13 protein-coding genes and 1 other RNA gene are annotated in these 12,586 nt (G+C 54.3%); 6 read left to right on the top strand and 8 right to left on the bottom strand.

Annotated elements, in window-relative coordinates; all coding sequences use genetic code 11:
• Positions 1-71 precede the first annotated feature (71 nt).
• On the bottom strand, positions 72-2,279 hold the full coding sequence (katG, locus tag ACZ1HF_RS11855) for a catalase/peroxidase HPI (protein WP_472657701.1): 2,208 nt from the start codon (positions 2,277-2,279) through the stop codon (positions 72-74).
• A gap of 176 nt (positions 2,280-2,455) precedes the next feature.
• On the opposite strand from katG, the gene ACZ1HF_RS11850 reads away from it, so the two are divergent.
• The 4 genes from ACZ1HF_RS11850 (at position 2,456) to ACZ1HF_RS11835 (ending at position 6,033) form a co-directional block, all read left to right on the top strand.
• Positions 2,456-3,397 (top strand): LysR substrate-binding domain-containing protein, encoded by a 942-nt coding sequence (locus tag ACZ1HF_RS11850; RefSeq protein WP_472657700.1) that lies wholly within the window; start codon positions 2,456-2,458, stop codon positions 3,395-3,397.
• A gap of 198 nt (positions 3,398-3,595) precedes the next feature.
• On the top strand, positions 3,596-4,678 hold the full coding sequence (locus tag ACZ1HF_RS11845; protein ID WP_472657699.1) for a GSCFA domain-containing protein: 1,083 nt from the start codon (positions 3,596-3,598) through the stop codon (positions 4,676-4,678).
• The gene (locus ACZ1HF_RS11840; protein WP_472657698.1) at positions 4,671-5,369 is read left to right on the top strand and encodes a hypothetical protein; all 699 of its coding nucleotides are present in this window, start codon (positions 4,671-4,673) and stop codon (positions 5,367-5,369) included. Before ACZ1HF_RS11845 ends, ACZ1HF_RS11840 begins: the two co-directional genes overlap by 8 nt.
• Positions 5,370-5,481: 112 nt before the next feature.
• Positions 5,482-6,033, top strand: a complete 552-nt coding sequence (locus ACZ1HF_RS11835; protein WP_472657697.1) for a class I SAM-dependent methyltransferase — start codon at positions 5,482-5,484, stop codon at positions 6,031-6,033.
• 46 nt (positions 6,034-6,079) lie between these two features.
• Here the strand turns inward: ACZ1HF_RS11835 and rnpB are convergent.
• The 7 genes from rnpB to ACZ1HF_RS11800 all read right to left on the bottom strand — a co-directional run bounded on the left by rnpB (position 6,080) and on the right by ACZ1HF_RS11800 (position 10,858).
• Positions 6,080-6,472: RNase P RNA component class A (rnpB, locus tag ACZ1HF_RS11830), an RNA gene on the bottom strand.
• A gap of 11 nt (positions 6,473-6,483) precedes the next feature.
• Entirely contained in the window at positions 6,484-7,095 is a 612-nt protein-coding gene (locus ACZ1HF_RS11825; RefSeq protein WP_472657696.1) for an N-acetylmuramoyl-L-alanine amidase, read from the bottom strand.
• 59 nt (positions 7,096-7,154) lie between these two features.
• A complete protein-coding gene (locus ACZ1HF_RS11820) occupies positions 7,155-7,817 on the bottom strand; it encodes a hypothetical protein (protein WP_472657695.1) in 663 nt (220 codons plus the stop codon).
• A gap of 35 nt (positions 7,818-7,852) precedes the next feature.
• Positions 7,853-9,340: an Asp-tRNA(Asn)/Glu-tRNA(Gln) amidotransferase subunit GatA gene (gatA, locus tag ACZ1HF_RS11815; protein WP_472657694.1), complete on the bottom strand. Its 1,488-nt coding sequence runs from the start codon at positions 9,338-9,340 to the stop codon at positions 7,853-7,855.
• Positions 9,337-9,624, bottom strand: a complete 288-nt coding sequence (gene gatC, locus ACZ1HF_RS11810; RefSeq protein ID WP_472657692.1) for an Asp-tRNA(Asn)/Glu-tRNA(Gln) amidotransferase subunit GatC — start codon at positions 9,622-9,624, stop codon at positions 9,337-9,339. The genes gatA and gatC overlap by 4 nt, the downstream gene beginning before the upstream one ends.
• 145 nt (positions 9,625-9,769) lie before the next feature.
• Positions 9,770-10,405 (bottom strand): ceramidase domain-containing protein, encoded by a 636-nt coding sequence (locus tag ACZ1HF_RS11805; RefSeq protein WP_472657691.1) that lies wholly within the window; start codon positions 10,403-10,405, stop codon positions 9,770-9,772.
• A gap of 3 nt (positions 10,406-10,408) precedes the next feature.
• Positions 10,409-10,858 carry a nucleoside deaminase gene (locus tag ACZ1HF_RS11800; protein WP_472657689.1) on the bottom strand — a complete coding sequence of 150 codons (450 nt, stop codon included), beginning with the start codon at positions 10,856-10,858 and terminating at the stop codon, positions 10,409-10,411.
• Positions 10,859-10,900: 42 nt separating this feature from the next.
• Between ACZ1HF_RS11800 and ACZ1HF_RS11795 the strand changes: the two genes are divergently transcribed.
• Positions 10,901-11,686 (top strand): pseudouridine synthase, encoded by a 786-nt coding sequence (locus ACZ1HF_RS11795; protein WP_472657688.1) that lies wholly within the window; start codon positions 10,901-10,903, stop codon positions 11,684-11,686.
• 65 nt (positions 11,687-11,751) lie between these two features.
• Positions 11,752-12,579, top strand: a complete 828-nt coding sequence (locus ACZ1HF_RS11790; RefSeq protein ID WP_472657687.1) for a TerC family protein — start codon at positions 11,752-11,754, stop codon at positions 12,577-12,579.
• Positions 12,580-12,586: the final 7 nt, after the last annotated feature.

Genomic DNA, 12,586 nt, shown 5'->3' with positions numbered 1-12,586 from the left:
CATTTGCAGAAAGAATAGAAAAGGCGGCGCTTCAATAAAGAAACGCCGCCTTTGTTTTAGCTGCATATGACTTAGGCGAGATCGAAGCGATCTGCGTTCATTACCTTGACCCAGGCCGCAACGAAATCGTCAACGAATTTCCCTTGCATGTCGCTTTGGGCATAAACCTCAGCGATAGCGCGCAATTGAGAATTTGACCCAAAGACCAGATCAACACGCGTACCCGTCCATTTGACATCACCGCTTTTACGATCACGCCCTTCAAACGCATCTTCTGCGTCCGAGGTGGCTTTCCACTCCGTCCCCATATCAAGCAGGTTTGTGAAGAAGTCGTTGGTCAGCGCGCCTTCGCGATGCGTGAAGACACCATGCTTGCTTTGCCCGACATTCGCGCCAAGCACACGCATGCCGCCAACAAGCACTGTCATTTCTGGTGCAGTCAGCGTCAGCAATTGTGCGCGGTCAACCAGCAACTCTTCCGCTGACAAGGTGTAGTCCGCCTTGAGATAATTGCGGAAGCCATCTGCAGCAGGTTCGAGCACGTCAAAAGATTCGACATCCGTTTGTTCCTGCGTTGCATCCGTGCGGCCCGGTGTGAAGGGGACTTTCACAGTTTGGCCAGCAGTCTTTGCCGCTTGCTCAATCCCAACACTGCCACCAAGAACAATAAGGTCCGCAAGCGAAACGACCTTATCGCCGGATTGCGCATCATTAAAATCCTTCTGGATGCTTTCAAATGCGCCAATCACCTTGGCCAATTGTGCAGGTTGGTTGACTTCCCAATCTTTTTGAGGCGCCAGACGGATACGTGCGCCATTAGCACCGCCACGCTTATCCGATCCGCGATAGGTCGCCGCAGAAGCCCAAGCAGTCGACACAAGTTCAGAATTTGAAAGGCCAGAGGCGACAATCTTATCTTTCAGACCCGCGATATCCTTTGCATCAACCACCTCATGCTTGACCTCTGGAACAGGATCCTGCCAGATCAGCACTTCTTCTGGGACCTCTTCGCCCAAATAACAGGCAAGAGGCCCCATATCGCGGTGGGTCAGTTTGAACCAGGCCCGGGCGAATGCATCTGCGAATTCGTCCGGGTTGGCATGGAAGTGGCGTGCGATTTTTTCATAGGCCGGGTCCATACGCATCGCCATGTCTGCCGTTGTCATCATGAGCGGAACATGTCCGTTTCCATCAACCTGAGGCGCCTGATCCTTTTCAGCCAGAGCTTTGGGTTGCCATTGATTGGCACCAGCCGGGCTTTTGGTCAGTTCCCAGTCATAGCCGAACAGAACGTCGAAATAGCTCATATCCCATTTCGTCGGAGTTGGCGTCCAAGGCCCCTCGATACCGCTTGTGATCGCGTCCACGCCACTGCCAGAGGCATGCGTGCTCAGCCAGCCCAACCCCATTGCTTCCATTGGGGCCCCTTCAGGCTCAGGGCCAACCAGCGCTGCATCACCGGCACCATGGGCCTTACCGAAGGTATGGCCACCAGCAACAAGCGCTACGGTTTCCTCGTCATTCATCGCCATGCGGGCAAAGGTTTCGCGGATATCACGGCCCGAAGCAACCGGGTCCGGGTTGCCATTTGGCCCTTCCGGATTCACGTAGATCAAGCCCATCTGCACAGCGGCCAGTGGGTTTTCAAGCTCCCGATCACCTGAATAACGCTTGTCGTCTAACCAAACATCTTCGGTGCCCCAGTAGATATCTTCTTCAGGTTCCCAAATGTCGGCGCGACCGCCGCCGAAGCCGAACGTCTTAAAGCCCATGGATTCCAGCGCGACATTCCCTGTCAGGATCATCAGGTCAGCCCATGAAATCTGATTGCCGTATTTCTGTTTGATTGACCAAAGCAATCTGCGCGCCTTGTCGAGATTACCGTTATCAGGCCAGGAATTAAGCGGCGCAAAGCGCTGCGTGCCAGATGTTGCCCCACCGCGACCATCGGCGGTCCGGTAAGTGCCGGCGCTATGCCATGCCATGCGGATGAAAAACGGGCCGTAGTGACCGTAATCAGCTGGCCACCACTCCTGCGAATCTGTCATCAGCGCATGAAGGTCTTTTTTGAGCGCATCAAGGTCAAGCTTCTGGAATTCTTTGGCATACTCAAAAGTCTCACCCATCGGGTTGGACAAGGCCGAGTTCTGATGCAGGATTTTCAGGTTCAACTGGTTCGGCCACCAGTCACGGTTTGAGCGGACCCCGAATTTGGTATGTAGGGTCATTCCCCCCATAACAGGGCATTGGCTGGCGTTTGGGGTGTCATTTCCGTCCATGGTTTTCTCCAATTTTGGCTGAGATATGGCAGTGGTCTATAGCTGAAATTCGGCAACGCATGCGGAGACGACCTGCATATGATACTTACGGCTCCTGTATGGCGTTGAGTGTAAACTATCAGAGTCGTTCCATTGGTTTAAGTTGCATTTATTAATCGCGCTGATAACTTCAGGTTATGACAAACCTGACCTTTAAACAGCTCCGCTATTTCGAAGCGCTTGCGCGTCATGGCCATTTTGGCCATGCAGCAGACACCTGCGCGATTTCTCAGCCCGCCTTGTCAGTGCAGATCAAGGAGTTAGAGGAGTCACTGGGTACAGTGCTGTTTGAACGTGGCCCAAAGCAGGTTCGCCTGACCGCCTTTGGCGAAGACTTTGCCTTGCGGGTTCGTGACATTTTGCAGTCGGTCGATGAGTTGGAAGAACTGGCACGTGCCGCGCGGGATGGGCTAGTTGGGCGGCTGCGTATCGGTGTTATTCCTACGATCGCGCCTTATCTTTTGCCTGCGCTTATTGGCAACCTTACGCGAATGCACGCAGAGTTGGACGTCCACATCCGCGAGACCGTGACGCCCCGCTTGATCCAAGAGCTTTCAGAGGGCAGGCTTGATACGGCAATCGTTGCATTACCTGTGTCTGAGCCCTCGCTGACCGAAGTTGCATTGTTTGACGAAGACCTTGTGTTGGTTCGCGCTAGTGAGGATGCCGGAAAACCCGTGCCCAGTGCAGACGCGCTGCGCAATATGCGGCTACTTCTGTTGGAGGAAGGGCATTGCTTCCGCGATCAAGCGCTGTCCTTTTGCAATATCGGTGCTGCGCGCCCACGAAATGGTCTTGATGGCAGCTCGCTGTCGACACTCGTTCAATTGGTTGGTGCCGGTATCGGCGTGACGTTGATACCGGAGATGGCAGTTGCTGTCGAAACCCGCTCCGCGCCCGTGTCCTTGGGGCGTTTCAAGGCCCCTCAACCCACAAGAACCGTCGGGATGATATGGCGTAAAACCAGCCCGCTGGCCGGGCAGCTGATGCAGATTTCCGAGATTGTCCGCCAATCAGCCGACACGTTACGCGAAGCAGAAATCCGGGAGTCATATTCGTCGGTAATTGGCAGGGTATAAAACGTATAAGCTGTTATGGCCTCAATACTGAGGACCTTACCTTTAGCGCAAAGTGACACTATGCACACAGAGCAACCTGATTTGACCCGTTTATTATCAGGCACATAGTTCAGAGCGACTAAAATTCCGTCATGGTTACGCCCTATCCACCCCTATAGTTTTATGTTACGCAATCAATAGAACAAAGTCCTGCCTTATATGACGCAAAAAAATCCCTATCAGACGTTCGAGTCCCGTGCATTCTGGCGCAGCGCTGTGGCTGAAGTGGGGTTGTTTGGGCTGTCTTCCTTGTGGCGATCCAAATGGACGTTGCCAGGCGATGTCCGCTTCTCGACCTATGGGTCGTGCTTCGCACAGCACATTAGCAAAGCAGTGATGCGTCACGGTTTGAACTGGGTCAATGCTGAGCCTGCGCCAGGCAAAACCTCTGCGGCTTTGGCAAAGAAATTCAATTACGACGTCTATTCCTCCCGAACCGGGAATATCTATACAGCCGATCTGCTGCATCTCTGGTGTACACTTGCGCTGCATCCCGATCAGGTATCACAGGTGGATTTGGCGCTTGAGGATGGCTTTCGCAGTTTTCTCAATCCGCAGGTCGAACCGCATGGATTTGTGGATGAGGCTGACGCAAGACTGTGTCTTTTGAGCACAGTGAACTGCTTTCGCAACTCTATCATAGAGGCGGATGTGTTTGTGTTTACGCTCGGCCTGACGGAAGGTTGGCGAAACATCAAAACAAAGCAACCATATGCGATGTGCCCCGGCACATCTGTTGGAGAGTTTGACGCAGAACGGCACGAATTCCACAATGCGACCTACCCGGAGGTTCACAAAAGCCTCACGGAATGCCTTGAAATATTGTGGAGCTTAAATCCAGAATTGAAAGTGTTGTTCACGGTGTCGCCAGTGCCTTTGGTGGCAACAGCAGCACCGGATCATGTTCTGGTGTCGACAACCTATTCAAAGAGCACATTAAGAGCTGTCGCTGGCGATCTTGCGTCGGCGCACCTGTCCGTCGACTATTTCCCAAGCTATGAAATCATTGCATCTCCGCCCTCGCGTGCGACTTTCTTTGAGCCGAATATGCGGTCCGTGTCGCAGGCTGGCGTAAATCTTGTTATGGAACATTTCTTTTCTGGCCTTGATACCAGTGGCAAAGCGCGCGGCTTCTTATCGCGAAGTGACCGGGCTTTGGCGCAGGAAACGGCGCTGGCGGAAATGGAACAGGAAGAGCTTGTATGCGAAGAGATTATTCTGGACAGTTTTAAAAATGGGTAGCACGCCAAAACTCTTTATTATTGGAGACAGTCATTCTCGCGCTCTTAAGGCTGGTGCGGATGCGCTGGGGGTCAGCTGCCACGACATTTCGTTTTCCGGCAATATCTGGAGCAGCGGCAATATCAGGTATAACGGGCGCAGAGGTATTTTTGTGCGTAAATTCCGCAGCATAAATACGCAACTGGATGAGCTGAGAGAAAAAATGGGCGTTGCCGATCTGTCAAATACAGGGCTGCCGGTTCTTGCCAGCATTGGGTATCATCTGGGCAGGCTTGCTCCGCCTCTGTCATGGAACGGTCATAAGATACACTCTGGCGAATTCTCTGAAAAGAATGGTGATCTGTATATATCCAAAAGTTTCATGACGGATTACATACAAGAACATCGGGGACATCTGTTCAAACTTTTGCGGCAAATGGCAAGACATGGGGAGGTGACAGTGGTTGCCCCGCCTGTAACTAATCAAAAATCGAATTATGCAGATATCCGATCTATAATCGCCAGCATAATTGAAGATCTGGGGGTGACAGTCTACGATCCGATGATCGAACTTGGTGGACCTGACGGTTTTCTGGCCCCAAGCCTGATTGCAGAGGATGGCCAGCATGGAAATGAGGCTTACGGCATACATGTCATGCGACACTATCTGGGATATGATACTCAGGACAATGCAATGGGCGCAGCTCAATGAAGGTAGTTTTCACCCAGCGTAAGCGTTGATTGAGGCAGCAGATTTCGCGCGCCGCTTGCATAAGGGCGTCAGCTTTAAACAAACAAACAAACTTAAAAGGGCATAATCAGTCATGGAAAGAAAGCGTGATCAGGTGCGTCGGCGGATGCTTGAGACAATGCCTAAAAACGGTGTTTGCGCGGAAATCGGGGTGTGGGAAGGCAGGTTCAGCGAAGAAATCCTGAATGTAACAAGCCCCAAAACATTGCATCTGATCGACCCTTGGGAATATATGCCAGAATTCTCCAACACCGGGTTTGGTCGGAAAAAGAATGCTGGTCGAATGGTCAATATGCATGATGTGGTCGCTGAGAAGTTCAAAGATGAAGACCGTATTGTCATCCATCGCATGACGTCTGAACTGGGGCTAGGGCAGCTCGAAAATAACAGTCTGGATTGGCTGTATATAGACGGAAACCACAACTACCCGTTCATCTCTGCGGACCTTCGGTTGGCTTTGGAAAAGGTCAAACCAGACGGTGTGATCGCAGGAGATGACTATTACTGGAACAAGGACGCAGGTGCGCCGGTCAAACAGGCTGTCACCGAATTTCTGGAAGAGCTTGGCGAAAAGGCCGAGTTCTCTCTGATGGGTCAGCAATACATCATCCGATTGAAGACGTGATAAACCTGAGTGTTTCTTTGCTGCAGTTCTTCAGGCTCAAAAATAAACGTGCGGATGGCCTGTAAGCCGGATTCTGTCCAAGGGACGATTGCCCCTTTGGATGATCATTCATCTTGACCCCCGATTGCTCGGGGACCTCTAGCTGCCAACCCGGACCGTCTGGGGCCAAAGCTGCCCTGGGCATGCGCCCGCGAGATCCCTATTTGGCATTGCTCCCGGTGGGGCTTGCCGTGCCGCTTTTGTTGCCAAAAGCGCGGTGGGCTCTTACTCCACCGTTTCACCCTAACCCCTGCACGCAAGGGCGGTCTGTTTTCTGTGGCGCTTTCCCTCGGGTTGCCCCGGCCGGGCGTTACCCGGCACCGTCGCTTCATGGAGTCCGGACTTTCCTCCGTGTATGAAACCTTGCGGTTTCATCCAAGGCGATCATCCAGCCATCCGCACTGGCTTGATTTAAGCGATGGCCCTTAGCTTCGCAAGCCCCGCCGCCCGCGCCATATCCGTAGGCGTCAGAGGTTGGCCCGCCAAAGCAGGCGCAAAGCGCAGGCGAAATGCGGAAAGCAGTACATCCAAGGGCATATCGGTGTGATACCCGAAGGTGGCAAGATCATCGCAAAACCGCGCTTGATCCACCTCCAACCCGGCGACGTCTTGAGGCCAGACCGATAAGCCTTGCCGCGCCAGCCTGCGCCAGTCAAACCGTCCACCCGGATCAATCTTGCGGCCCGGCGCCATATCCGAATGGCCGATAACCCGATCAGGCGCGACACCCCACCGCGTCATTATACCGTCGAGCAATATCTCCAGACTATCCATAAGCGGGGCTGCGAATGGGGACAGGCCATCATTCGCCAACTCAATCCCGATGGAGCACGAGTTGACATCGTCAACACCCCTCCAAACACCTTGCCCGGCGTGCCAGGCCCGCATATCTTCATGCACCATGTCAAAGACAAGGCCATTTTCTGCGATAAGGTAATGCGCGGACACTTCGGATGCCTTGTCACACAAAACCTTCCGCGCAGCCTCAGCGCTTTTCATGGCGGTGTAGTGGATCACAACCATATCGGGGCGTACCCCGTCACGGCGCGACCCCAAATTGGGTGAGGGGGACGAAACCAGCGTTAGCCCCTGTTAATATTACGGTACTGGTTCGGATTCCAGCCGCACGCAAATCCATCACCATCCGGGTCAATTCCCAGCTTGTCCTTCCGAGGACCGCCAGCCTTCAAAAACGCATCCTGCGCCTGATCAGCTGACCGATAGACGGCACAGTTCTGTTCGGCCTTGGAGCGGTTGAAGAGACCACGACGATATTTCTTTTCTCCAACCGGATGGGATGTTGTCAGGGCAAATTCGATCGGGGTTGGAATTTTACTGGACGGGCGCGATGGTAGTGCCTTCGGAGCGATGACTTCGTATTGCGCGCTTTGTGCTGCCCGGCGTTGAGCATCCGACTCAATCGTTTGACGATTGGACACCGCTTCAAAATCCTGCTCATCCGAGATAGCAGCATTATTCAAGTTCGGTCGGGGTGCATTCGAAACCGCTGCTGATCCTGATGGTCGCACGGCCGCGACTGCGGCAGACGCTGTTGCTTCTGCATCGCTCAGAGGTGGAGCCGTTGTCGCACGGGTTTGCTGTCCGCTTAGCTGCGCATTGCGTGCACGCTGCTGATCTACATAACGATCATAGTTTTGAAACCCAACACCTTTGGGCTTATCTGGTGGCGGCGGACTACAGGCAGCAAGAGCTGCCAAAGCTAGAATTGATACGATGACACGCATTGGACTGCTTTCGATTTATTTTCGTGCAAGGTGTTTTACCACCATTTTGCGGGCTTTGCTACAAATCCTGCGGCCTGCTCCAATGCATAAGCATGGTTCAGCAAATCCGCTTCTTCCCAAGGGCGACCAATCAGTTGCAATCCAAGCGGAAGCCCTTGTTTATCAAGGCCTGCCGGGATTGCGATGCCGGGTAGCCCCGCCAAATTAACTGTGACCGTAAAGACATCGTTCAAGTACATTTGAACTGGATCGGCGTCTTTCATCTCACCCAAACCAAAGGCAGCTGATGGTGTTGCCGGCGTTAGGATGGCGTCAACGCCGGTGGCGAACACGTCCTCAAAATCCTTTTTGATCAGGGTACGAACTTTCCGTGCGCGATTATAATAAGCGTCGTAAAATCCTGCCGACAGCACATAGGTTCCGATCATGACCCGGCGCTTGACCTCATCGCCAAAGCCTTCGGCGCGGGTCTTTTCGTACATCTCGGTGATGCCATCGCCCTGGCTCAGCTTGGCACGGTGGCCAAAACGCACACCGTCATAGCGGGCAAGGTTCGAAGATGCCTCTGCCGGGGCCACCACATAATAGGCTGGCAGTGCGTATTTCGTATGGGGCAAAGAGATGTCGACGATCTCGGCGCCGGCATCGCGCATCATGGCCGTGCCATCAGCCCAAAGTTTTTCTATCTCGTCCGGCATTCCATCCATACGGTATTCTTTTGGGATGCCGATCTTCTTGCCACGAATGTCACCCGTTAACGCGGCCTCAAAATCAGGAACTGCCAGCTCGGCCGATGTGCTGTCTTTCGGATCATGCCCAGCCATGGCTTCAAGCATGATGGCGGCATCCCGTACCGATTTGGTCATAGGCCCGGCCTGATCCAAGGACGAGGCAAAAGCCACCACGCCCCAGCGCGAACAGCGCCCGTAGGTCGGCTTCATGCCCGTAATACCCACGAAAGCTGCTGGTTGACGGATTGACCCGCCGGTATCAGTGCCGGTTGCAGCCAAACAAAGATCAGCAGCCACGGCCGAGGCTGATCCGCCCGATGACCCTCCCGGCGTCAGAGGTGCGTCATCATTGCCCCGCCGCCAAGGGTTGACGACATCGCCATATACCGAGGTCTCGTTGGAAGAGCCCATAGCGAATTCGTCCATATTCAGCTTGCCCAGCATGACTGACCCGGCATCCCAAAGCTGTGACGTAATCGTGCTTTCATATTCTGGCTTGAATCCTTCCAAAATTCGCGAAGCTGCTTGCGAAGGCACACCTTTCGTACAGAACAAATCCTTGATCCCCACAGGGATCCCGCACATCGCTGGCGCGGTCCCGGCTTTTAATCGTGTATCCGCCGCGCGGGCCTGATCCATGGCAATCTCGGGTGTGTTATGCACAAAGGCATTCAACGCCCCAGCGGCCTCGATGGCACCCAGACAGGCTTTGGTCAGTTCTACCGCAGTTACGTCACCTGCGCGCATCGCGTCGCGTGCTTCGGCGATGCCCAGCTTGTTCAGATCGCTCATTCCACCACCTTTGGCACAGCAAAGAAGCCTTCACGCGCTTCTGGCGCATTGCTTAACACAGCGGCTTGCTGCCCGCCGTCGGTCACTACATCCTCGCGCCGCTTCAGCCGCATGGGTGTGACCGAAGTCATCGGGTCAACGCCCTCGACATCCACTTCGTTCAATTGCTCCATAAAGCTCAAAATCCCGCTCAGCTCGCTTGCGAGTTTGGGCAGGTCTCCGTCATCTACAGCAATCCGCGCAAGCTTTGCCACACGGCGCGCGGTTTCGGTATCAATTGACATCGGCAAAAGTCTCCATTCCACTTGCTCGCCCGTTTACCTGCCCACAAAGCGACCTTCAAGCGCAACTCTGCCTATCATTGTTTCATAAATACTCCGGGGGTTTGGGGGCAGGCCCCCAATCAGGGATCACATGCGCGCAACGCGCTCAATTTGACACCATATGCCTACGGCGAACTTCAATCATCCCCCCCAGCATCACTGCGTTCAGGATATGCCACAGAAAATGTGTCCCCAACGGGAATTGGCTGCAAACAGGCGCGTCAATCATGCGCATCACAATCGACAGGCTAAGTATCGCAGCTCCTGCCGCCAAGCCACTTGCAAGGGCAGGCAGTCGCCGCCAAAGCGCTGCGGCATAGAGAAAGATCAGCATCGCCACCGGCGCGTAGGCGGCTGAGCTGCCAAAACCCAACGCATCAAAAACCGCACTGACCGCAATTGCATAAGGGAAAAACAGCGCGGTCAGCCCAAGCGCAGGCCAGCGCGACAACCCCCAGAAATCCCTGTTGGCCAGGTAGATATAGCTCAGCACAAAGATGGCAATCGGGATTACATCGGCAAGCGAAGCCCATGCGGTCGCAACCGTATGAAAGGTAAAACTGCCAAGCCCGATCACAAACAGAACTCCACAAAGCCACCGCCCTGCCGGGTCGCGCACTCTGCGTATCATAAAAAGTGCCACGACAAGGAAGGCCAGATTGGTCAACGCATTGATAGGTTCTGCCCAGAACTCGGGCGACAGCCGCTCACAATAGGCATCAATCTGACGGCTCCAGCCCATATCTCAGCGCCTTGCAGCAAAGAAGTCGCGCAGGATCGCCTGACAGGCGTCTTCCGCGATGCCGTCATAGATTTCAGGGCTGTGGTGCGCCTGCGGGTGTGTGAACACCTTGGCTCCGTGGGCAACACCGCCCGATTTTGGATCATGCGCCCCAAAGTAAACCCGTGCAATCCGTGCCGTAGCAATAGCGCCTGCGCACATCGCGCAAGGCTCCAGCGTCACGTAAAGGTCATGGCCCGTCAATCGTTCAGAGCCTATGGCTGCGCAGGCTGCACGGATTGCCAGCATTTCGGCATGGGCTGACGGGTCGTTCAGTTCTCGTGTGCGGTTTCCGGCGCGCGCAATGATCTGCCCCTTGGGCGAGACCACGACCGCGCCCACGGGCACCTCGTCGCGTTCGCCGGCGGCGCGGGCCTCTTGCAAGGCTGCTTCCATATGGCTTGTAAATGACATTCGGGCCTTTCTCTTTCCACGCCAAAAAGCTAGGGCTCTGTCATGTCAGAAACCACCCCAAAAGGCGACCGGATCGCCAAAGTGCTGGCCCGCTCAGGCGTTGCGTCGCGGCGAGGGGCGGAGGCGATGATTGGTGAAGGCCGGGTCTCGGTCAATGGCAAGGTGATCGACAGCCCCGCATTGAACGTCACCGATGCTGACGCAATCACGGTGGATGGCAAGCCGATAGCGCCGCCTGAACCGGCGCGGTTATGGCGCTATTACAAACCTCTGGGGCTTGTCACATCCGAGAAAGACGAAAAAGGCCGCGACACCGTTTTTGCAAATCTGCCCGAGGATATGCCCCGCGTCATCAGCGTTGGACGGCTGGACATCAACTCGGAAGGGCTGCTTTTGCTGACCAATGATGGCGGGATCAAGCGTAAGCTGGAATTGCCGTCTACGGGTTGGTTGCGCAAGTACCGTGTGCGGGTCAACGGTGTGCCCACCGATGATATGCTCGCGCCACTGCGCCGCGGAATCGTGGCAGATGGTGAGAAATTTCAAGCCATGGAGGTCTCGCTTGACCGTCAACAAGGCGCAAATGCCTGGCTGACCGTTGGCTTGCGCGAAGGCAAAAACCGCGAAATCCGTCGCGCGATGGAAGAAGTCGGGCTGAAGGTCAACCGTTTGATCCGGATTTCTTATGGGCCCTTTCGGTTGGATGATCTGAAACCGGGCGCGGTCGAAGAGATCAAGGCGCGGGTCATCCGGGATCAGTTGGGGATGCAAGGTCCGAATGAGAAACCCCGCCTGAAGAAAAAGCCAAAACCGCGCCGCCGCCGCTAGGAACCTTGCCTTGCCTACGCAGGTTATGTCATTGATCGTGCAATGAATTATAAGGCGAGGGACAAATGGCCGAACTCTTTACCGCAGAAAACCTGGGAAATCTGCTTATGCTGTGTTTCCTGCAAGCCGTTCTTGGCTTCGATAACCTTCTTTATATCTCTATCGAAAGTCAGCGCGCGCCCGTAGCCCAGCAAAAGGCGGTCCGCTTTTGGGGAATTATCATCGCAGTTGCGCTTAGGATTATACTTTTGTTCCTGATGGTTAGCTTGCTGGGCACCTTGACTGAACCGTTCTGGGTCTTCGACTGGGAAGGCGTAATTACCGGAGGCGTGAATTTCGCCACCTGTGTATTTGTCTTTGGTGGCATATTCATCATGTACACGGCCGTGAAAGAGATTTCTCATATGCTGTCGGTCGAACATCTGGGCCATGATATCGAGGGTAAATCGGGAAAATCCGCAGCGCAGGTGGTCATGCTGATCGTCTTCATGAACTTGATCTTTTCGTTCGATTCTGTGCTTTCAGCCATCGCGATTACAGAAGTTTTTCCGGTGCTGGCGGCAGCGATTTTAATCTCCGGGATTGCGATGCTCGTCCTTGCCGATGGGGTCACGGAATTTCTGCAAAAGAACCGAATGTATGAGGTGCTGGGCCTGTTTATCCTGCTGATTGTGGGCGTTGTTCTGTTGGGCGAGGCCGGGGTTGCGGCGTCACATGCAGCCCATGATGAAGCTTTGGCGATTCACATATTTGGGTATCCGCTCATCCCGATGTCGAAATCGACATTCTATTTCTCGGTCATCGTTTTATTCGCCGTTGAGATCATCCAATCAGGCTATAGCCGCAAGTTGTCTGTTGAACGGGCTGCAACACAGAAAATAGGGCCGCATTAATGGGCAT

The organism is Litoreibacter sp. GN1-5 (assembly GCF_055693805.1).
This window is presented reverse-complemented; position numbering and strand designations above follow the sequence as displayed.

What these genes read in the sequence shown, in the direction of transcription:
- katG (WP_472657701.1), bottom strand. Translation starts at nt 2,279, where the DNA reads ATGGACGGAAATGACACCCCAAACGCCAGCCAATGCCCTGTTATGGGG.
- ACZ1HF_RS11850 (WP_472657700.1), top strand. Translation starts at nt 2,456, where the DNA reads ATGACAAACCTGACCTTTAAACAGCTCCGCTATTTCGAAGCGCTTGCG.
- ACZ1HF_RS11845 (WP_472657699.1), top strand. Translation starts at nt 3,596, where the DNA reads ATGACGCAAAAAAATCCCTATCAGACGTTCGAGTCCCGTGCATTCTGG.
- ACZ1HF_RS11840 (WP_472657698.1), top strand. Translation starts at nt 4,671, where the DNA reads ATGGGTAGCACGCCAAAACTCTTTATTATTGGAGACAGTCATTCTCGC.
- ACZ1HF_RS11835 (WP_472657697.1), top strand. Translation starts at nt 5,482, where the DNA reads ATGGAAAGAAAGCGTGATCAGGTGCGTCGGCGGATGCTTGAGACAATG.
- ACZ1HF_RS11825 (WP_472657696.1), bottom strand. Translation starts at nt 7,095, where the DNA reads ATGGTTGTGATCCACTACACCGCCATGAAAAGCGCTGAGGCTGCGCGG.
- ACZ1HF_RS11820 (WP_472657695.1), bottom strand. Translation starts at nt 7,817, where the DNA reads ATGCGTGTCATCGTATCAATTCTAGCTTTGGCAGCTCTTGCTGCCTGT.
- gatA (WP_472657694.1), bottom strand. Translation starts at nt 9,340, where the DNA reads ATGAGCGATCTGAACAAGCTGGGCATCGCCGAAGCACGCGACGCGATG.
- gatC (WP_472657692.1), bottom strand. Translation starts at nt 9,624, where the DNA reads ATGTCAATTGATACCGAAACCGCGCGCCGTGTGGCAAAGCTTGCGCGG.
- ACZ1HF_RS11805 (WP_472657691.1), bottom strand. Translation starts at nt 10,405, where the DNA reads ATGGGCTGGAGCCGTCAGATTGATGCCTATTGTGAGCGGCTGTCGCCC.
- ACZ1HF_RS11800 (WP_472657689.1), bottom strand. Translation starts at nt 10,858, where the DNA reads ATGTCATTTACAAGCCATATGGAAGCAGCCTTGCAAGAGGCCCGCGCC.
- ACZ1HF_RS11795 (WP_472657688.1), top strand. Translation starts at nt 10,901, where the DNA reads ATGTCAGAAACCACCCCAAAAGGCGACCGGATCGCCAAAGTGCTGGCC.
- ACZ1HF_RS11790 (WP_472657687.1), top strand. Translation starts at nt 11,752, where the DNA reads ATGGCCGAACTCTTTACCGCAGAAAACCTGGGAAATCTGCTTATGCTG.